We start from the raw sequence: 21,021 nt of genomic DNA, 5'->3' as shown, positions 1-21,021 counted from the left end.
ACCAATGTCAGCCGACATTAATCCCCAATTATGAGTATATCAACACTCTCTATCAAGCGACCGGTCCTGGCGATTGTCATGAACCTGCTGATCATACTGTTCGGGTTTCTTGGATATAAATTTCTGGGAATGAGGGAATTTCCTTCCATTGACCCGCCCGTGGTGTCCATCCGGACCAGTTATACGGGTGCCAATGCGGACATTATTGAATCCCAGATTACAGAACCGCTTGAAAAGCAGCTGAACAGTATTGAAGGCATCAAGTCCATTAACTCCACAAGCAGCCAGGGAACGAGCCAGATAACGGTTGAATTTGACATTGGTGTGGACATGGAACGCGCGGCCAACGACGTGCGGGACAAGGTAGGCTCTGCTTCCCGGACATTGCCATTGGATATCGACGGGCCGCCAGTGGTTGCCAAGGCAGATGCGAACTCGGAACCCATCATCGTGCTGACATTCAAAAGCGATACGCGGTCGCATCTGGAAGTGAGTGACTATGCGGAAAATGTGATCGCGCAGCGTTTGCAGACTATTGAAGGCGTGAGCGAGATCCGGATCTTTGGCCAGAAAAAATACGCCATGCGGATCTGGATGGACCCGATTAAGATGGCTTCGCTCGGCATTACCACGCAGGATGTGAAGATTGCGCTGGATAAGGAAAATGTGGAGCTGCCCAGTGGTAAACTGGCTGGAAATAACACGGAGCTGACTGTAAAAACAATCGGAAGGTTCAGGACTGAGGAGGATTTTAATGAGATGATCGTTAAAAACTCCGCCACACAAACCATTCATTTGAAGGACATTGGTCATGCAATACTGGGCCCGGAAAATGAGGAGACAATTTTGAGACTGGACAATGTTCCGATGATCGGCCTGGCCATTTCACCTATGCCGGGAGCTAATTATCTCAACATTGCAGAGGAAGTTAACAAGCGGATGGCGGACATCAAGCGGGAGCTTCCAAAAGACTATCAGCTTGATACGCTAATCGATAACACGATTTTCGTGGAGCGTTCGATCGAAGAAGTGGGAGAAACGCTGCTGATCGCCATTGTACTCGTTGTGATCATTATCTATCTCTTTTTCAGGGATTGGCTCATTGCATTCCGGCCTCTGATCGACATTCCGGTGTCGCTGATCGGGACGTTTTTTGTCATGTACATTATGGGCTTTTCCATCAATGTGCTAACGCTGCTGGCTATCGTGCTGGCAACCGGACTTGTGGTAGATGACGGGATTGTCGTCACGGAGAACATTTTCAAGAAGATAGAACAAGGGATGGGCCCGATTGAGGCGGCCATTAAAGGGGCTAACGAGATCATTTTTGCGGTTTTGTCCACTTCTATCACGCTGGCATCGGTGTTCCTGCCGGTTATTTTTATGGAAGGTTTTGTGGGGAAACTTTTCCGGGAGTTTGGGATTGTGATTTCTGCGGCGGTTCTGATCTCTGCATTCGTTTCGCTTACGCTTACACCCATGCTGAATGCTTACTTGGTTCGTAAGACGCACAAGAAGAGCTGGTTCTACGAAAAGACGGAGCCGTTTTTTGAGAACATTACCAATAGTTACGGCAATGCTTTGGCCCGGTTTCTGAAAATGCGCTGGGTTGCTATTCCTATCGTGGCGGTTACAGTGGGTATGATCTGGTTTTTTGGAAAAGGCCTGCAATCGGAACTGGCTCCGTTGGATGACCGTAACTGGTTCAGGATCAACATGACAACGCCGGAAGGGTCTTCATTTGAATTTACAGACCGCTACGTACAGGAAGTTAGCAATATGCTCATGGACTCCATGCCGGGGAGAAAGGGCTTGATGCTCATCACGTCCCCGGGTAACTCGGGCTTAGGCGCAGCTAATACGGGTAGTGGAAGGATTGCATTGGTTGATAAAAAAGAGCGCAAAGAATCACAGCAGGAAATTGCGGATTATATCAACCAGAAATTGAAATCCATGCCCGACGCCAAGTCGTTTGTGGTGCAGCAGCAGACTATTTCCGTGGATTCGCGGGGCGGCTTGCCGATTCAATACGTAATTCAGGCGCCGGATTTTGAAAAGTTGCGCGAGTATCTTCCCAAGTTCATGGAAGAAGCTTCAAACGATCCGACATTCGCGATCACAGACGTTAACCTAAAATTCAGTAAACCCGAAATCCAGATTGTGATCGACCGCGAAAAGGCGAAATCGCTGGGTGTGACGGTGCAGGATGTGGCGCAGACAATGCAGCTGGCTTTTGCAGGTCAGCGCTTTGGCTATTTTACGATGAACGGTCGTCAGTATCAGGTGATAGGGCAATATGACCGTGAGAACCGGGATGAGCCATTGGATCTCAAAAGCATGTTTGTAAAAACGGCAAACGGAAGCATGGTGCAGCTGGACAACATTGTAAAGGCAGAAGAGGAAAGCAGTCCTCCGCAGCTTTTTCATTATAACCGTTATATGAGTGCAACCGTACAAGCTGCCTTGGCACCCGGCAAAACGATTGGTGACGGCATTGCGGCCATGGACAGGATCAGGGATAAATTGAAAGATGAGGCCATTCAAACATCATTGAGCGGATCGTCCCGGGATTATGCCGAAAGCTCGTCGAACACCATGTTCTCCTTCTTCCTCGCGTTGATATTGATCTATTTCATTCTGGCGGGGCAGTTTGAAAGCTTTGTAGATCCGCTCATTATCATGTTTACGGTGCCGCTCGCCATCGGAGGCGCCGTGTTCTCGCTATGGTTTTTTGACCAGACATTAAACATTTTCAGCCAGATCGGGATGATCATGTTAATTGGATTGGTTACCAAGAACGGGATTCTGATTGTAGAGTTTGCGAATCAGTTAAGGGAAAAGGGCCTTGGGATCCAGGAAGCCGTTCTCGAAGCAGCCACATTGCGTTTCAGGCCGATCTTAATGACCAGTCTGGCCACGATCCTGGGTGCATTGCCGATTGCGATGGCACTTGGCTCGGCAGGCAAAAGCCGGATGTCAATGGGAATTGTGATTATGGGAGGGCTGTTGTTCTCGCTCGTACTGACCTTATATGTGATCCCGGCCATTTACACATTCTTCTCAAGACCAAAGGACTTCAGGAAAATGAAAATGATCGAGCAGGTTGCCCGGGAAAGTGAGTTGGAGGAGCAGCAGGGGCATTTTTAGTTAAAGATTATTAACTTTACTTAAAACAAGCCAGATACACTATGCAATCAACATTGAAGATGCCATTTTCCAACGTGCAACAAGAATTATTGCAACTCTATGCGCATCATGTAAGCGACAACGACCTAAATAATATTAAGGAATTGTTGGGTAATTATTTTGCAAATCGCCTGTCCCAACTGGCAGATCAGGCATGGCAAAATAATAACTGGACGAACGAGGATATGGAAAACATACTCAATGATCCGGCTCAGTAATGAATATTGTTTTGGATACGAATGTGCTGCTTGTAGCGCTTCCAAGTAAATCGATATATCATCCGATTTTCACTTCTTTACTCAAAAAGTCATTTGACCTGGTCGTAACAAACGAAATTATTTCAGAATACGAAGAGCAGCTGAGTATCAGACTTGGAAAGGATCGTACAGATCTTCATCTGGTTGAGCTGCTGAATCTCCCAAATATCCATAAAATAGACTCATACTATCTCTGGCAGCTTATTGAAGCTGATAAGGATGATAATAAATTTGTTGACTGTGCGATTGCCTGCAACGCGGATTTTTTGGTCTCAAATGATGCACATTACAACATTCTGGCAACCATAGAGTTTCCCAAAGTGAAGGTGATTAAAGCACAAGCATTTTTACAAATGCTGCCTACAATTCATTAGCCTGATCAGGCCCTGCCCATGCTTTTGAGCATCCGAACATGCGAACCGAGCGCATTGCCGAAGTTGGCTTTGGCATTATAATCCAACCCGAATTCCTGCGCCGTAGCCTGTACAATAGGCGATAGGGCATGGTAATGTATATGGGAAATGGATGGAAATAAATGATGCTCGATCTGATAGTCAAGTCCGCCGATATACCAGGACAGGAAGCGGTTTCTTCCTGCAAAATTAGAAGTGGTCTGCAACTGATGCACGGCCCAGGCGTTCTCTACGCAACCCGAATTATCCGGCTCCGGCTGATGTACACCCTCTACAACATGCGCCATTTGAAAAACTGTGCTCAGGATCATTCCTGCCGTGCAATGCATGGCCATAAAGCCAAGAAACCATTGCCCGAAAGTGAGTGAAGTAAATGCAAGTGGAATGACGCAGATGAAAACAAGGTAGGCCACTTTTGTAAAAACCAGCTTAACCAGCTCTTTCCGGGGAAAAGGCTTGGTCATGCCCGATTCCGACATTTTATTGAAAAGAGAAATTTCCTTGAAATCTTTCCAAAGGAACGACAAGGTCATCAAGCTGTACAAAAAGAATGCGTAAATGTGCTGGAAACGGTGGATTTGCTTTTGTTTTTCCTGAAACGACAGGCGTAGCAAAAATTTTCCAGTAATGTCTTCGTCTACTTCGTGAATGTTGGTGTATGTGTGATGAAGCCTGTTATGCTGCACTTCCCAGTTATAGGCGTTGCCGCCCAGCAGATAAATGGACGCCCCGAAAATTTTGTTAAGCACATTGGAATTAGCCAATGAACCATGGATCGCATCATGCATGACCGACATGCCAACGCCTGCAACACCAAATCCCATTACGATGGCCAGCGCAAACATGGTTAAGTTAGAAAAAGCGCCAGTCAGGATCAGAGTATAAGGAATCAGATAAAGGCTGAGCATGAAAAAGGCCTTATAAATAATCTGTTTACCTCCGGATTTGCATATATTATTGGCAGAGAAATACTGATCAACCCGCTGTCGTAACGTAGGAAAAAAAGTGCTTTTGGCAGCGTTTGTAAATTTGATCTTTTGATATTGCATAAAAAGTAATCAGTATTTGGTAATCAGTTCAGTATAATTATACTTTCCTTGGGAACGTAAATAGTCTGTGATTATTAGCTTATCACAATTGTTTATTACCCTTTCAGTCAAAAATTGCGCAATAACGAAAATTTCAAAATTATATGAATGCGAAAGGCAAAAAAATAAGGCCGGTTATAAGCCGACCTTATAAAAACTGATAAATTATATGCTTACAATGCGAACTTCTCTTTAATTGCGTCTACGAAGTCAAGCTTTTCCCAAGTGAACAATTCCACTTCCACTTCTTTTTCTTCTCCGTTTGCTCCTTTGAATGATTTTTTAACAACCTCATTCTTGCGGCCCATGTGTCCATAAGCAGCAGTTTCGGAATAAATCGGGTTTCTCAATTTTAATCTCTGTTCAATTGCGTAAGGACGAAGGTCAAAAATCTCGCTGATCTTCAGAGCAATCTCGCCGTCGTTCACCGAAACTTTCGAAGTTCCGTAAGTATTGATATACAATCCGCAAGGCTCAGCCACACCAATGGCGTAGGAAACCTGCACAAGCACCTCGTCGCAAAGGCCCGACGCAACCATGTTCTTTGCAATGTGACGCGTTGCATAGGCCGCAGAACGGTCTACTTTGGAAGGATCTTTTCCAGAAAATGCACCACCGCCGTGTGCCCCTTTTCCTCCGTAAGTATCCACGATAATTTTACGTCCTGTAAGTCCTGTGTCCCCGTGCGGTCCACCAATGACGAACTTGCCGGTTGGGTTGATATGGAAAGTAATGTCTCCTGTGAACAGTTGCTGCAATTCAGGAGTAAGCTTACCTTTTACGCGTGGGATTACGATGTTGATCACATCTTCTTTGATCTTTGCAAGCATTGCTGCTTCTGCGTCAAAATCATCATGTTGTGTGGAAACAACAATGGTATCGATGCGCAAAGGCACATTGTCATCGCTATATTCGATCGTCACCTGCGATTTTGCATCCGGGCGAAGATATGGAATCAGGCTGGATTCGTTATTTCTGATCGCCGACATTTCTTGCAGGATCTTGTGAGCAAGGTCCAATGCCAACGGCATGTAATTTTCAGTTTCGCGTGTGGCGTAACCAAACATCATTCCCTGGTCACCAGCGCCCTGTGCATTTGCTTTTTCTTCGAAGCTTTCGGAAGCAACCGCACGGTCAACGCCCTGGTTAATGTCTGCGCTCTGATCGTGGATAGCAGATAAAATACCGCAGGAATTGGCTTCAAACATGTATTCACTTTTCGTGTATCCGATCTTTCTGATAACCTCACGGGTTATTTTCTGAACATCCAGATAAGTATTCGTCTTCACTTCTCCTGCCAAAACCACCTGTCCGGTTGTAACCAGCGTTTCACAGGCAACCTTACTATTGGTGTCCCAGGCTAAAAAGTTGTCAATTAAAGCATCTGATATTTGATCGGCGACCTTGTCAGGATGTCCTTCAGATACGGACTCCGAGGTGAATAAGTATGGCATAAATTGAAAATGTTAATTCAGCAAAAAAATGAGCAGCTAGTGTATGGATTAGAAAACAAAATTGAATTTTTTTGGGATATTAACCAAATAAATGGGAGTTAAAAACCATCCAGAATGCACGGATTCGCGTAGTAAGGAAGGGCATTTTTAAAATGAAAAGCCCGCTTCCGTCAGAAAGCAGGCTTTTCATTTTAGTGTTATTTCTTAAATCGGAACATTCACATGGCGTTCCGCGTGGTAACTGGATCTTACCAGCGGGCCGGACTCTACGTATTTAAGTCCGCGTCTCAGTCCCTCTTCTCTATAATTATCGAACATTTCTGGAGTGATCCATTCGATCACTTCATGGTGCATTTTGGTAGGTTGCAAATATTGTCCTAAGGTAAGGATATCCAGGCCGTTTGCGGCCAGATCGTCCATGGCTTTGTGTACTTCTTCCTGCGTTTCGCCAAGCCCAAGCATTATGCCCGATTTTGTGCGCTGACCGAAGGCTTTGGTTCGTCTGATCTGTTCCAGGCTTCTTTCATACTTGGCCTGCGGGCGTACCGCACGGTATAAACGTTCCACCGTTTCCATATTGTGCGAAACTACTTCCTGGCCTGCCTCAATCATGTGGATCAACGCATCCCAATTGTTTTTTACGTCGGGAATCAATGTTTCAATGGTCGTTTCGGGCGTATTTTCTTTCACCTGTCTCACCGTCTGATACCAGATTTCTGCGCCCCGGTCTTTTAATTCGTCACGGTTTACAGAAGTAAGCACCGCGTGTTTAACCTGCATCAGCTTTATGGCTTCAGCCACGCGTCTTGGCTCGTCTGTATCATATTCGTTAGGCCGGCCTGTTGCTACGGCGCAAAAGCTGCAGCTTCTCGTACATACATTACCCAGGATCATAAAGGTGGCCGTTCCGGCGCCCCAGCATTCGCCCATATTCGGGCAGCTTCCGCTTTCGCAGATCGTATGTAGTTTATAATTATCAACCAGTTGCCTTACTTTCCTGAATTCAGGTCCGGCTGGCAGCTTCACCCTCAACCAATCTGGTCTTTTCTTGCGCTCTGAGGGAATAACAGGTAATTCAATCATATTTAATCGTAATCTCTGACAACCCGGTTTGTGAAAACCAAAACCATCAATTGCTAATATATTATCGTTTTTTGCTTCCGAAATAAAGGGTAAGGTAACCCGACGTAAAGAAGCTTCTATTCTCGGCAAATGCCATGATCTGCACTTTTCTGGTAAATGCTTCCGCGATGAAACCAATTTCAACGCCGGTCACATTTTCGCGAAAAGCGCTTAATTCAAAGCTCATTGCGGTCTTTACGTGTAATCCGGGAACAATTTTAGTTTGTCCAAAACCCTGAAAGAAGCTTCCTGCTCCCACGATTCCGGTCGTTTGCGTGCTTCCGGCATGTTTCACAGGGTCAAAAGGCTCCGTAACAACACGTCCGTCGGAACTCTGAAACTGAACCATATAAGGCTTTTCCAACCCGAGTGACGGTCCTGCTGCAACGATTCCGCTGATTGAAATACCTTCATCGTCTTGCCTGCTGAACAATGTGAGCTCCCGTCCGTATTCCGGTCTTAATACAAATAAATAATTCTGCTTACCATAAACCAGTCTTGCGCCGGTCACAAAATCCTGCTGAGAAAGCTCTTTGGGATGCTTTACATTCACGAGCTCCACTGCAAGATATCTGTATTGATTTTTGCCGAATAACTTGGAACCCAGGGCCGATGACTGCCTGAAAACCGCACCGCCCAAAATGCCGGAGTTGGTGTTGGTAGTGATCCCAAAAGATGTAAAAGATTTATAGCTCTCCTCACTGTCCTCTACCTTTGCCCGCCGTTGCGCATATATATCTGTTGATAGTGCAAACAGAATAGATACTGATAGTAAAAATTTTACACGCATCATATATTTAGATCTAGATCGCTGTTACAATTGAAGTGTTGTATGAACAGTGAAAGTACAAAATTATAGTGTAAAGCCGCGGAATATCGCCTCCACATTAACGGTTTTTTGTACATTTATGTTCTTTAAACCGGAAAAGAAATAAAAAAGCCTTCCAGCCTTCCCGCGCTTCCGGGATTTGCAGGAATTAATTTTTTGCTAATCTTCTTTTAATCAGAGCCTTTTGTCCGAAGTTATCTATCAAAGCGCAATCAGCATCGTCGCCTCTTTGATGCGTGTTGCGGCTTTGTTCAATCAAAAAATCAAGCTTGGTGTCGCCGGACGTGACGGGTTGCTGGATGAGCTAGAAAATTCGTTTCAAAAGCAGGTAAACGGGCGCTCCGTTGCATGGTTTCACGCGGCTTCGCTGGGTGAATTTGAACAAGGCCGGCCCGTTATCGAAGCATTTAAAGCGCAGTTTCCCGACCATTTCATTTTGCTGACATTCTTTTCTCCGTCGGGTTATGAAGTGAGAAAAAACTATAATGGAGCAGATTATATATGTTACCTACCCTGGGATACGGCGGCGAATGCAAAACGTTTTGTGAAAATTGTGCAGCCCGGCTTTGCGTTTTTTATCAAATATGAATTTTGGTATAACTATCTCTGCGAATTGAAAAAAAGCGGTGCACGCATTATTTCCTTCTCAACAATCTTCCGGCCGGATCAGATTTTCTTCAAAAAACGAGGCAGCTTTTTCAAAAAGATGCTGGGTTATTTTGATCACATTTTTGTACAAAATAAACAATCGCTCACATTGCTGCATGGCATAGGCGTGCAACAATGCAGCCTGGCGGGAGATACGCGCTTTGACCGGGTGTCCGCCATTGCAGCTCATGTTAAAGATCTTCCCGAAGTTGCTGTCTTTCGTGATAATAGGCCTTGTTTGATTGTAGGATCTGCATGGGCGGCTGATATGCAGGTGCTTATCCCTGTTTTAAATCACTTTAAAGGAGTTTTAAAAGCAATCATAGCACCGCACGAAATCCATGCGGACGAGATCGGGCAGTGGCGTAAGGAAATGAGCGGTAAGACAATATTATACTCCGAGCTTTCTCCAAGCGTCAATACCAAAGAATATGATTATCTGGTGATTAATAATATCGGAATGTTATCTTCATTATACCAATATGGAGATATGGCCTACATTGGCGGTGCGTTCGGTTCAGGGTTGCACAATATCCTGGAAGCGGCCACTTTCGGAATTCCTATTGTTTTTGGAAACAAAAAATATCACAAGTTTCAGGAGGCGGTTGACCTGATCAGCAGGAAAGGTGCTGTTGCCGTTGCAGATAAAGAGGAACTGATCGGCATTATAGATGAATGGGTTAAGGCGCAGGAAATCCGGAAGCAAGCTGGAAATGTCAATAAGAATTACATTGCGGAAGGCGTTGGGTCCACCGATATCATCCTGAATGAAGTGAAAAAAATGAAAGGCTGATTTCATGCATAGTAAGCATTAAACCAGCCCTTTATATTATTTCAGGAAAATTCCTTAGCAATCAGATGCTCAAACAAATGCGCCTGCGTGCCCAGCAACCTGGCTTTTGCTCCCAATTTTGAAATGTGGATTGAAAGCGAGTTTTTGAAATCAGAAAGGCAATATTTATTGATCGCCTGCTCAATCGGGTTCGAAATAAACGGTCCTGCTTCTGCCAGCAATCCACCTACTATTATGACTTCGGGATTAAAAAGGTGAACGGCTGTTGCCAAACCTTTGCCCAGCTCGGTGCCTACCGTGCTTAGCAAGTCAATCGAAAATTCGTCGCCCGCATGCACGGCTTCTATGATGTGGGAAGTGTCCAGCAGATCGAGATTGTTATTGACGATCTGTGATAGAATAGTCGCTTTTCCACCATTAATGCCGTCCTTGGCTCTTCTGATCAATGCAATCGCGGATGTGATTGTATCCAGACAGCCGATTTTTCCGCAATGACATAAAAGTCCGTCGGGTTTTACCTGAATGTGGCCAAGCTCGCCAGCGAAACCGGATGCGCCGTTGAAAACTTCGCCGTTGATGATAATGCCCAATCCAACACCCCAGTCAATGTTGATGGTCAGGACCTGAGATTTTTCTCTTGCAAAACCAAAGCGGTGCTCTCCGATCGTGGTTGCTTTTGTATCATTAAAAAGGCAAACCGGCAGCTTGAAATGTTTCTTCAGATGCGAAACCAGCGGAACCCCGGGAGGCGTTAGGTTAAGGTAGGTCAGGTTGATTCCCTGGGAAGAATTGATAAGGCCTGGCATGGAAACGCCTATGCCCCATAACTTGCTGACATTGATATTATTGGATTTAAGAAAATCGTCGCTTGCTTCAAAAAGTTGTTCGAGGAAAGTAGAAGAATCGTCGAGGCGGATATCAACTTTTCGCTTTAAAATGAGTTGGTTATGTAAGTCGAAGATAACGAGTTGCGTATCATGGCGGTTAATGTCCATAATAAGCGTCAGATATTTTTTCGAATTCAGTCCGTATAATACCGGCGGCCTGCCTGCGCGTGCCGGACCTGTTCCGGTTTCAATAATCCAACCTTCACGGATGAGCTCATTCACGATGCCGGTTGCCGAGGGAATGCTGGCATGGAACAAACGTGCCATTTTGTTGATCGAAGTGTCACCGGATTGATACAAATGAAGCAACAAGTTACTTCTGATACGGTTTTTACGAATATCAATAACCGAATTCGGTTCTTCTACAACTAAGTCCATTATGCGGAGTGTAAAGGTATTTTGTATAAGGATTCTTAAATTTTTTATGATTAACGGTTACTAATATATGCAAAAACCGCTAAAAGAGGCGAAATATTAAAAAATATTATTATCCATAATGACAGGCGGCAAATAAAAAACCGGGTCGACCAAAAAACTACTTAAATTTATTTGGCGATTTTGCCGTGTCTGACGGTATTATGTGAAACTCAGATTAAATTCGCTATTTGCAAAAAAAGACGGAATGGAATTAGTTAAAGGTTTGGTTTTGCGGTCAACTGGTTCGTGGTATGATGTGCGGGACAGTCGCGACGGTCATATCTGGCAATGCAGGTTGAAAGGGAAGTTTAAAGCGCTTGGATTGAAAGTGACCAATCCGATCGCCGTGGGCGATAATGTGCGGTTTGAGGAGGAAGATGAAACGCAGAATTTTGGCATCATCCACGAGATCATGCCCCGTGAAAATTACGTTGTACGACGCTCCGTGCATAAAACAGCACACGCGCATTTGATCGCTGCGAATGTTGATCAGGCGATTTTAATAGCCACATTGGTTTTTCCAAGAACTTCTCTCGGTTTTATAGATCGCTTTCTCGTTGCTATTGAGTCGTTCCGGATTCCCGGCGTATTGATTTTCAATAAGCAGGATCTGCTGAATGATGATATGAAGGAATTTCAGGCCGAGCTGATGGAACTTTACGAAAGCCTCGGATATACTTGCATGGCCACCACAGCGGTAAGCGAGGAAGGACTGGAAGAATTTGCCGCGTTATTAGGCGGAAAGGTTTCGCTGCTTTCGGGTCATTCGGGCGTGGGCAAATCCACATTGGTCAATGCAATAGCGCCGGACCTGGACATCAAAACGCAGGAGGTTTCGACTTTTGCGAATAAGGGCGTTCATACGACAACTTTCGCCGAAATGTTCGAGCTGGAACCCGGCACATTCATCATTGATTCACCCGGAATTAAGGAACTGGGGCTTTCAGATATGAAAGCAGAGGAAATCAGTCATTACTTTCCGGAAATGCGCGAACTGCTGAATCAATGCCGGTTTAATAATTGTCAGCATATCAACGAGCCCGGATGTGCAGTGAAAGACGCGGTTTCGGAAGGCCGCATTGCCATCAGCCGATACGAAAGTTATTTAAGCATGGTGGGCGGGCAGGATAACCGAAAGTAATATGAAAAATGTCGAGCACATTGGCATTGCGGTCAGGGAGCTGGAAGCTGCCGAAAAATTGTTTTCGAGTTTGCTGAATTCCCAGCCCTACAAGCGCGAAACTGTGGCATCCGAAGGTGTTCTGACTTCTTTTTTTCAGGTTAACCAAACCAAAATAGAGCTTCTGCAATCCACAGATCCCGAAGGCGTAATCGCCCGGTTTATAGAAAAGAAAGGCGAATGCGTTCATCACGTCGCGTTCGAAGTTGACGACATTATTTTGGAAATGGAGCGGCTAAAAAAAGAGGGCTTCGCCTTGTTAAGCGAAACCCCCAAACCCGGAGCAGATAATAAGCTCGTATGTTTTTTACATCCTAAAACCACAAATGGCATGCTGATCGAGCTTTGCCAGGAAATCAAGCCCTGATCCGTTACATTAGAACGGCAGCCCGACGGCAATATTCAAAATCAGGTTTTCCCGTCTCCAAGCTTTGCTTCGGAAATTAACTTCGTTGAAAACCCAGGGGTTTTTGTACTGCACCTGCCCATCCGGTGTTTCTGATACAATTTCTTTCGTGTACCAGGGTTTACGGAATGGCGTGGCAATGTCTAATCGGAAAATCAAATAAGAGAAATCAAGACGTAAACCAATCCCGCCGCCGACGGCGATTTGTTTCAGGAAATCGCTGCTGATGAGTGCAGATGAGTCATATCTGGCTCTTTCAGGGCTGCCGAATGACCAGATGTTTCCAGCATCCATAAACACTGCACCATTAATGATGTTTGTGAATTTCAGTCGAAGTTCTGAATTAAATTCCATCCGTATATCAGCAAAGTTTTGATAACCAATCAATGCGATTGTTGCCGTGTCAGGTGTATACGCACCAGGACCAAGCGCACGTGCACGGAAAGCCCTTATACCTGTGCTACCACCGCCAAAATACTGTTTGAATTGCGGCGTAGCCATATCTTTGGAATTGCCATACGGTTTAATTGCTCCTAACAAAAGCCTGTTAGCCCACTTGATTCCAGGTGTTATGGTGCGATAGTACCTGATGTCACCATCCAGCTTGACATATTGAAAGACAGGAACTTTCAAGAATTCTTTCGCATATATTTTCGCCGTATCATCCTTTGAATGTTTAGCTAAAAGGCTTAGCAGGTTACCACCGTAATCAATCCCACCTGTAAATGCGAATTGATTTCTTCCGAATGGTTTAGGTTGCGGGCGATAAGATATGGTATAATTAGATCCTGCAATAAAATACTTTTGTTCGACCAAGTTCATTAACCTTTCGAAATCAATCGGATTTGTGTTGGGACTAAAGCCGATGGCTGCCAACTTTTCAGAATTAACCTTCCTGGGTTGAATATAGTTAATCGAAATCGGGGTTAATGTGTGTACAACCTCTGAATTTTTGCTCCAAATGTATGACCAGTCACCACGAATAGAGGTGGTTGTATAAAGTCCGCGTTGTACCCGGTTTTCATAATTTACTGAAAGCACAGTTTTAGGTAACGCTTGGCTTTTCTCCGGCCGTATTCTAACGAAAGGAATAATAAATCGTGGGAACGATAAGTCTGCACCTATACCGTAGCGAACGTATTCATTGCCAATCCGGTTAGGATTTGCCTCCCGGTTTCCTCCCAGTTGCACGTCAAATCCGAAAAATGCCTTTATAGCCAACATTTCCGCTCCTTTGAATGTATTTCTATTCCGCCAGGCCACATCCAGCTGGGAACCGCCCAGGTTGTTCGACTTCGTACTGGCGCTAATGGTCGTTTGCAATGCCTTTTTCTTCAATGGTTCCAAATCATAACGCACATCCAGCAATGCTGAATCGGATCTGGGGACAAGGTCGAATTGGTTTTTTACAAATTTGAAGTTTTGCAGGTTGACCAATCGTTGCAGGGATACATTATGCATTGTATTGGTATACATATTCCCTCTCCGGAAACCGATGGCGTCATAAAAGATTCGTTTTTTGTATAAATTCCCCGGGTCTTTGATGTTTAGCCCGCGGCGACGAGGTTCAGGAGCGGCTGTTGTGTCAGCGAGGAGACTTTCCTGGCTTCCTGTGTTAACATAAATTTTGTTTATAAAATATTGTTTCAACGACGTCTGCGCTGTTTGCGGTTTTACTTCCAGGAAGATGTTAACCTGCTGCGGTGCCAGTGTAGAATCCCTTTTTCCAATGGTGGAATCAACCTTGATGATCAGATAATCCGGGTTGAAGAAATAATAGCCCTTTCCTTTTAATTCCAGGTCAATCCGGCTTCTTTCTGTGGAGATCACCTCCAAACGAGGCGGTTCGCCTTTTTTCAAAAGGGTTTTTTGTTTGGCGATGATAAGATCACGGTTGAACAGCGAACTGTCCCGGACCACATAATTGATCTCATTCATTACATAACGAGGCATCACATAAGCGTCAAACTCGTAAATGGCCGTCCTGCGTTTTTCTTTCTTGCTTGGCACCAGCTTGCCGGTTGCCTTGGAGCGATAGTAGGCTTCATTATCCAGGTGAGAAACCATATTGGCTGCATTAATGTCGGCAACGCGCTGCGTAGCAAATTTGGGCTGCTCTCCAAGTTTGTTGCGAAACCAGCTGCGTAAGCCACCTTCATCTTTCGGTTCACCGATAAAATACCACCACCACACTTTCCAAGGGAAACCCAATAGCGTTTTATTAGGCGGCGGTTTCACAATTGCTTCCAGCTCTGATGCTATCCCCATAACACTGGGTTTAGTGATGGTATCCGCTTGCACCTTCACTTTACTACCTACATAGAGACTTTGGCCTTCGGGAATGTACTTATTCACTGAACAGCTGCTCAGTGTCACCAGAAGAACCAATATGCCTAATACACTATTTCTCATTTTTTTGCCTTTGGAAAAATTCACGCAGCAGGTCGTAATCTGCCGTTAAAATAAAACTCACCCCTGTTTCAATAATGAAACCTTCCAAAATGGATTGATATTGGTTTTTTCGGAACGCCCGGAATAAGTAGCGGCCGTCTCTCGTGATCGCATAATCGAGCGCAATGTTGTCGAAAACCTCATTGGAAGCAGCGGAATTGCTCTGGCTTTCAATTTCAAAGTTTTTACCAACTGAAATTTTAAGGCGGTCATTTAGGAATGCTTTGCTCAAACCGAGGTTTAGGTCGGTGCGTGCGCCGGTTGTCTGGTCAGCCGTTGAGTTCACGCCGATATCCAAGTCCACGCCTTTTACCAGATCGGAGGCTAAGTTGTTTAGCTGATCGCTCAAAAGCTGGCTTACGCTCTGGCGGGCCACCGCTTCGGCGCTCGACCCAAGATTAAAACCAGGTGACGATTGGTCTGTGATAAATTTATTGGTGATCAAAAGCGCAAACGCCTGCTTATTCATTTCAGACGGATTGTTCTTCATTTCTTCCCAAAAAACCTGACTGGTAAGTTCGTTTGTTACTTGCTTGTCAATCGTTTCATCGGGCACAATGTTAAACGTGATGTTTGGTGTGGTCAGGTTTCCTGTAATGACCACCTGGACCTGAATAGGGACTTTGCTGGCACCCTGGAATTTCGAACTGATTGAGCCCGGATCGACCTCCACTGTGTAACCCGCCGTAATGTTCAATTGAGCGTTCATTACATCTCCTGTCCACAACAGGTTACTGCCTTTGATTATCTCAAATTTCCGTTTCAGAATCTGCAATGTCAGGTCATAGGAACCTTCGGTCACATCATAAGAACCGAGCATGAAAAGCTGCCCGTTTGGCGCAATACCCGTGTTGAGCTGGGCATTTCCTTTTAACCGGATGTTATCACCATTCAACTCATCAATCACAACCGTAAATTCCGACTTGTCATCAACGTCGATATCCAGGGAAATTTGGGACGCGAAATCAACGGTCGTCATTTTAGCGGCAGCTGAATCGGCAACTGCAACCTGGGTGGAATCGCTCATATCCACAAACTCAATGATGCCTTTTGACGCATCCCCTGCCTCTGTGGCTTCATTTGGAAGGACAAACGTAATGTCGCTGCCCGGATCCACTTTTATGCTGCCATCTATAACAGACTTGGTGCCTGTTCCCTTTACGCTTAAATCCGCATCAATATTTGCTTTCCCGAAAAACAGTTCATTCTGTTTCTGCGTAGAATTCAAAACATTGAAATTCTTTGCATCAATATTCAGGTTGTAACCCACGTCCGGAATGTTGGCAATGTTCACGTTCCCGTTGATCTTCATTTGCTGGTTGGTTGAATCAGCAATAGTGAAGTTATTAAAGTTGATGTTTTGCCCGTTAAACAGGATTTTTTGGTTGGCAAGCGAATATCGCGAGCCCAGTTGCGTTGCATTGAAAGCTACATCATTGAAGTTTATCGCTCCGTTCAGCTTAGGGCTGTCCGTGGCGCCTGTGATGGCAATATTCCCGGTCAAATTTCCGGTTGCTTTTTTCAATTCACCAAAACTGAATGCTTCGATCGTCTGGGCGCTGAGTTGTTTCAGGTCGAGCTTGAAATCCATCGGGCTTTCCGATTTCAGATTATAGCTTCCGTCCAGGGTCATGTTATTCTGCCCGTTAGTAAGCGACATATCCACCCGGATCAGGTTTTCAGTCTCGTTTGTCGATTTTAATGCGAGGTTACCAACCGGGATTTGCGTTACAGCAAGGCTGTCGATGGTCAGTTCGCCTGTGTAAACCGGCGCCTTCATATAATCACTCAAAAGGATTTTCCCATTCAGTATCCCTGTCGCCAATGTTGAGTCGCGCGTTGCGATGCCGATCATCGGACCGATAGAAATGTTTGCCAGCGCAATGTCCAGCGGACTGTTTGGTGCTTCGGATGTGGAGTTAATGGTTAGGGATTGATCTTTGCTTTTGATGACAAAGTTTTTGATATACAAACTATCCGGCGCGTAAGAAATATATCCGGCAGTGTCCGTTTCCCATTTTAAATAATTCAAAAGCAAACCTTCACGCAGGTTAAGTCTGTAACGGTTATCCGCAATAGCCAGGTCACCAAGGATCGCATGGCGTTCCGTATTTACCGAATCCCTTACTATGAAGTCGAATTTGACATTATTATCAACGATTTTGCTTTCTAATGATGCATTCTGGATCCTTAAACTTCCGGTGTTAACCAACCCAACATTGGCATTTAAAGCTGCATTTTCGTTGGTATTACTAAAATCAACAGAAACCCGCTCTGTCTGAATGCTGTCGTAGTTCACCATTGGAATCGTCAGCCGAGCCACGATGGAAGAATCCTGCTGGTTATCCAGTTTGGCTTTAAACTGAATGTCATTCATTTCCTTCAGTGCCGGAACAAATGTGGTGATCAGCGGGTGATTCCGCAATGTTGCGTCAAGCGTGAAATTAACCGGCTTGGTAACCGGATTGTAAGTAATGTTTGGCGCTTTGAAATGTTTGCCAACTTCGGTCAGCAATGCATCCGCAATTTCGGTGTATACAAAATCACCCTTCATTTCTGCTTTCAGAAAAGGAGATTGAATTGTAGCCTGGCGCTGTCCGGATGAATCGGTCAATTGTACATTAACGGAATCCAGAGTAATCGGCCTGCGGTGATGTGTGAACGTAAAATCATTGATATCAATGGTTCCCAAAGGATTTTCGGGATTTGTGGATGGCATATCCACTTTAATATCTCCCTTGATCTGCAGCGAATCGGCGTAAAGGTTCAAAGCTGTCAAATCAAGCTTATCAATGGACACATCCGCCTTAACGGAAGGATATTCTTTGGAAAGGTCAGCTTGTGCGGTAAGGTCCACATCAATGTTCTGATCGTTCATCGATGCCTTCACATTCGCCATGCCGTTGTCGACATCACCTTTTAATGTCAGGTTGTTGTAAACGTATCCCTTAATGTCTGCGCTGGCCACAGTTCCGTCCAGCTGCGCCTTCATGGTTTTGGGTGCATAACCCACACCTGCCAGATCTGTCCTGAGCGTCAGCTTGCCCATTTCCTGGGGCGGCTGCTTCATCATTTTGCCCAGATCAAAATCATTGAACGCCAGCGTGCCGTTATACTGCGCCCTGATGCTGTCTGTAATGTTTTTAAGGTTACCGGAGAATGTTCCCGTTCCGAAAGAAGTGTTGATGGTGGTTGTCATCGTAATGTCCTCCATCGAACCTTTTACTTTCCCGGTGATCTTGATGTCTTCGGGAAGTTCGATGCTGGCTGGCACTGCGCTATCCGGCAGCATTTTCATCAAGTCACTTTTTGTAGAAGAAAGCTCATTGATCGTCATGTCCATCGCCAGCTTGTTCGCATCGGGCAAGCCCTTAATGCGCCCGTCAAGTGCCAGAACAGTTCCATCCAGCATACTGAAACGCGCTTTTGAAATAAGCATATCATCCACAGACCCGGTTACCAGACCAGATCCTTTCAGCATTCCGTTTGGTTCTTTGCTGAATGGCGGTGTTTTGGCAAGATCGGGCACCAGCAATAAGATATCCGCGAAAGCAACGCGGCTGTCGGTGAGCCGTAATTTAATTTTTACATTGGCAATGTCTTTCGCCAGTTCGTCAAGGTTTTTATATCGAAGGCTTAATTCGTCCCTGAGGAGCGTATTAGGTGTTTTTACATACAAATTGCGCAGGTAAGTTTCCTGAGCGCCATATTTGAAATTGGTCCTGAATTCCTGCAACTTAAATCCACTTTTTTCCTGGAAAGAACCCGATTTAAGCGAACCCGCAATGTTTTCAGGAGAGAAAATGAAATTTTGTAAATCTATATTCAGGTTTTTTACATCCAAATGCGCAAAATCCAGTCCTTTTGGTTGCGCAGGTGTGTTGAAATCGTCGTAACGCAGGTCGTTATTAACAAGCTTTATGTCGCCTACTTTAACATTCCAACCAGGCGTTGCCGGTTCTCCTGTGGTTGTATCTTTTTTTGCCTCTGCTTTTGCCTTTTTAGCAAACTCAGCATATAACGACATTTTTTCCAGATTCAGGTTGCGGACATCCACATATTGGCTTCCCATGTAAATGTTGTTCACATGTCCGTCCAGCTTGCCGACCGTAACGCCGTTTTTCAGGCCGCCTACCTCATCCTCAAAAAGCCATTTGAATTCTCTTATATCAATGTCCCCGACCTTAATGTCCAGGGAATCAGCCGGATCGGGAACAGTTTCGGGCGTAGTCTCGGTTTTTAAAGGTTGATACATTCTCAGCTTCACTTCACTGCCCAGCAATGCAAGTTTGGCGGGATGATATTGGGAAAGGGTAGGATTGAATTTGTCAAAACGGACGTGCGCTGAATCAATATTGGCCAATGCGTCCGTTCCGGTAACTGCGTCGCGGTAGGAAAGGCGCACATTTTTCAGTGAAATCTGGTCTAGCCTCATTTCCAGAGGACTGGAAGTTGTATCCTCCACGACCGTTGTATCGGCGCTGGCAAATGCATCAACAATAAACTGGAAGTTGAAAACGGTGTCGGGTAGAACCCTGGTAATGTTCGCATTAATCCCTTCAAGCTCAACTTTATTGATCCCGACATTGCCCTTAATGAGGCTGTACATGTCGAGATCAACATAAAGTCTTTTACCGGCAACCAATGTATCGCCTTGTTTATCTTCAAAGTAAACGCCCTCTAACAGGATCCAATCCGGGACGTCGAAGCGCACTTTTTCAATATTAACCTTTGTTTTGAGCTTCTTCCGAAGATATGAGTTGGCCTGATTTGTTAGGAAGTTTTGTCCAAAAGGCGTTTGAATACCCCAAATCAAAACACCAACCAGGATCAATATCGCCAGAATAACAATTGCAAATACTTTTAGTGCTTTCTTCATTCTCTTCTGTTATGCCCGGCCCATATCGGGCCCGGGTGAGCTAAGTAACGGTGTGCTATAAAATTCAAGCCAGCACCAGGGTTATCGTCTAAATAATTCCGGGCTAACCTGTCCATTAATGGTGGCAGATGAAACGATAGTGACCGGCTTTTTGTCTAAACTGTTGATTTCGACCAGTTTTGTAGGATAAGAGATCCCGTAAGCCGATTTGGCATAATTGGACAAATCAGTGGTTGTTTCCACACCCGCCAGGTTTTTCCGCACACGTTGCAAAAGCCCTGTTTTCGAATCAAAATATAGATTATATTTCACACCTTTACCCTGCAATTCCACTTGTGTAACCGGAATGCTGTTCAATGTTTCAATGCCCACAGTTGTGGCGATCAGGCCTCTGTTTTTATAATCTACAAATGGCGCAAGCAGTTCATACATTTCCCAGCGCATGTTTTGCTGTTCCGCCTGGCTAAGGTCTTTTACATCCGTTCTTTGTCCGATCGGCACCTTGATCCAGCCTTCATTCCCCTTTACAGTATAAACGAAGCTGCGTTTCATGATGGTTTTTGATTTGCTGATAGACTGGTCCGGAATAGAAACTGTCACATTCGCATCATAGGGAGCCGCTGAGGCTGCAGTGTAGCTTCTTTTCAGATTCAATGTCTTGACACCGTCCCACAGGGCTTTCCCACCGGTGGCTTTATAAAACTTGGAAAAAACGGAATCGGCGGGCACCTGCTGTCCAAAGGATAGGAAGGAGATCAGCAGCAGTGCAGATAGCATGTTCAATGATTTTTTCATGTCAATGTTTGTTTTATATGAATAACGTGTCACAAGTCCGACTTGGGAAAAACAATATGCTTTTCGTTATGTTAGATCAGGTAAAGCGTCCGGGGTTTAATTAAAGGAATTTATTTCACTACTGCACCGGGTTATTTGCAAAAACCATTCCATTCTCAGCAATTACAACGGATCAATGTCATTTGTTGAGAGAATAACCATTTCATCTAACAACTC

14 protein-coding genes are annotated in these 21,021 nt (G+C 44.9%); 6 read left to right on the top strand and 8 right to left on the bottom strand.

The window, feature by feature from the left end:
• Positions 1-30: 30 nt before the first annotated feature.
• Genes L0660_RS17560 through L0660_RS17550 form a run of 3 tightly spaced genes read left to right on the top strand, consistent with a single transcriptional unit; the run spans position 31 to position 3,817 of the window.
• Positions 31-3,147, top strand: coding sequence for an efflux RND transporter permease subunit (locus L0660_RS17560; RefSeq protein WP_235160558.1), 3,117 nt, complete (start codon positions 31-33; stop codon positions 3,145-3,147).
• Between the two features lie 41 nt (positions 3,148-3,188).
• Complete coding sequence (locus tag L0660_RS17555) at positions 3,189-3,404, top strand: hypothetical protein (RefSeq protein ID WP_235160557.1); 216 nt, start codon at positions 3,189-3,191, stop codon at positions 3,402-3,404.
• A complete protein-coding gene (locus tag L0660_RS17550) occupies positions 3,404-3,817 on the top strand; it encodes a putative toxin-antitoxin system toxin component, PIN family (protein ID WP_235160556.1) in 414 nt (137 codons plus the stop codon). Before L0660_RS17555 ends, L0660_RS17550 begins: the two co-directional genes overlap by 1 nt.
• A 5-nt stretch (positions 3,818-3,822) precedes the next feature.
• Here the strand turns inward: L0660_RS17550 and L0660_RS17545 are convergent, their stop codons facing one another.
• From L0660_RS17545 to L0660_RS17530, 4 genes are all read right to left on the bottom strand, one after another.
• The gene (locus tag L0660_RS17545) at positions 3,823-4,764 is read right to left on the bottom strand and encodes an acyl-CoA desaturase (protein WP_235160555.1); all 942 of its coding nucleotides are present in this window, start codon (positions 4,762-4,764) and stop codon (positions 3,823-3,825) included.
• A 353-nt stretch (positions 4,765-5,117) separates the two neighbouring features.
• Positions 5,118-6,398, bottom strand: a complete 1,281-nt coding sequence (gene metK / locus L0660_RS17540; RefSeq protein WP_235160554.1) for a methionine adenosyltransferase — start codon at positions 6,396-6,398, stop codon at positions 5,118-5,120.
• Positions 6,399-6,602: 204 nt separating this feature from the next.
• A complete protein-coding gene (lipA, locus tag L0660_RS17535) occupies positions 6,603-7,481 on the bottom strand; it encodes a lipoyl synthase (protein ID WP_235160553.1) in 879 nt (292 codons plus the stop codon).
• Positions 7,482-7,542: 61 nt separating this feature from the next.
• Positions 7,543-8,313 (bottom strand): hypothetical protein, encoded by a 771-nt coding sequence (locus L0660_RS17530; protein ID WP_026628711.1) that lies wholly within the window; start codon positions 8,311-8,313, stop codon positions 7,543-7,545.
• A gap of 220 nt (positions 8,314-8,533) precedes the next feature.
• Here L0660_RS17530 and L0660_RS17525 point away from each other — a divergent pair, with 220 nt between their 5' ends.
• Entirely contained in the window at positions 8,534-9,790 is a 1,257-nt protein-coding gene (locus L0660_RS17525; RefSeq protein WP_235160552.1) for a 3-deoxy-D-manno-octulosonic acid transferase, read from the top strand.
• 41 nt (positions 9,791-9,831) lie between these two features.
• On the opposite strand, the gene L0660_RS17520 is transcribed toward L0660_RS17525, so the two are convergent.
• Positions 9,832-11,055 carry an ROK family transcriptional regulator gene (locus L0660_RS17520; RefSeq protein WP_233797536.1) on the bottom strand — a complete coding sequence of 408 codons (1,224 nt, stop codon included), beginning with the start codon at positions 11,053-11,055 and terminating at the stop codon, positions 9,832-9,834.
• 244 nt (positions 11,056-11,299) lie between these two features.
• On the opposite strand from L0660_RS17520, the gene rsgA reads away from it, so the two are divergent.
• Both rsgA and mce read left to right on the top strand, forming a co-directional pair.
• Positions 11,300-12,235, top strand: a complete 936-nt coding sequence (gene rsgA / locus L0660_RS17515; protein WP_026628708.1) for a ribosome small subunit-dependent GTPase A — start codon at positions 11,300-11,302, stop codon at positions 12,233-12,235.
• 1 nt (position 12,236) lies between these two features.
• A complete protein-coding gene (gene mce / locus L0660_RS17510; RefSeq protein WP_235160551.1) occupies positions 12,237-12,641 on the top strand; it encodes a methylmalonyl-CoA epimerase in 405 nt (134 codons plus the stop codon).
• A gap of 9 nt (positions 12,642-12,650) precedes the next feature.
• Here the strand turns inward: mce and L0660_RS17505 are convergent, their stop codons facing one another.
• From L0660_RS17505 to L0660_RS17495, 3 genes are all read right to left on the bottom strand, one after another.
• The gene (locus tag L0660_RS17505; protein ID WP_235160550.1) at positions 12,651-15,092 is read right to left on the bottom strand and encodes a BamA/TamA family outer membrane protein; all 2,442 of its coding nucleotides are present in this window, start codon (positions 15,090-15,092) and stop codon (positions 12,651-12,653) included.
• Positions 15,082-20,010 (bottom strand): translocation/assembly module TamB domain-containing protein, encoded by a 4,929-nt coding sequence (locus L0660_RS17500; RefSeq protein ID WP_235160549.1) that lies wholly within the window; start codon positions 20,008-20,010, stop codon positions 15,082-15,084. Before L0660_RS17500 ends, L0660_RS17505 begins: the two co-directional genes overlap by 11 nt.
• 81 nt (positions 20,011-20,091) lie before the next feature.
• Entirely contained in the window at positions 20,092-20,805 is a 714-nt protein-coding gene (locus L0660_RS17495) for a hypothetical protein (RefSeq protein ID WP_235160548.1), read from the bottom strand.
• Positions 20,806-21,021 lie beyond the last annotated feature (216 nt).

Source organism: Dyadobacter sp. CY351 (genome assembly GCF_021502625.1).
GTDB lineage: Bacteria > Bacteroidota > Bacteroidia > Cytophagales > Spirosomataceae > Dyadobacter > Dyadobacter chenhuakuii.
The sequence above is the reverse complement of the archived record's forward strand: the minus strand, read 5'-3'. Positions and strand labels throughout refer to the sequence as shown.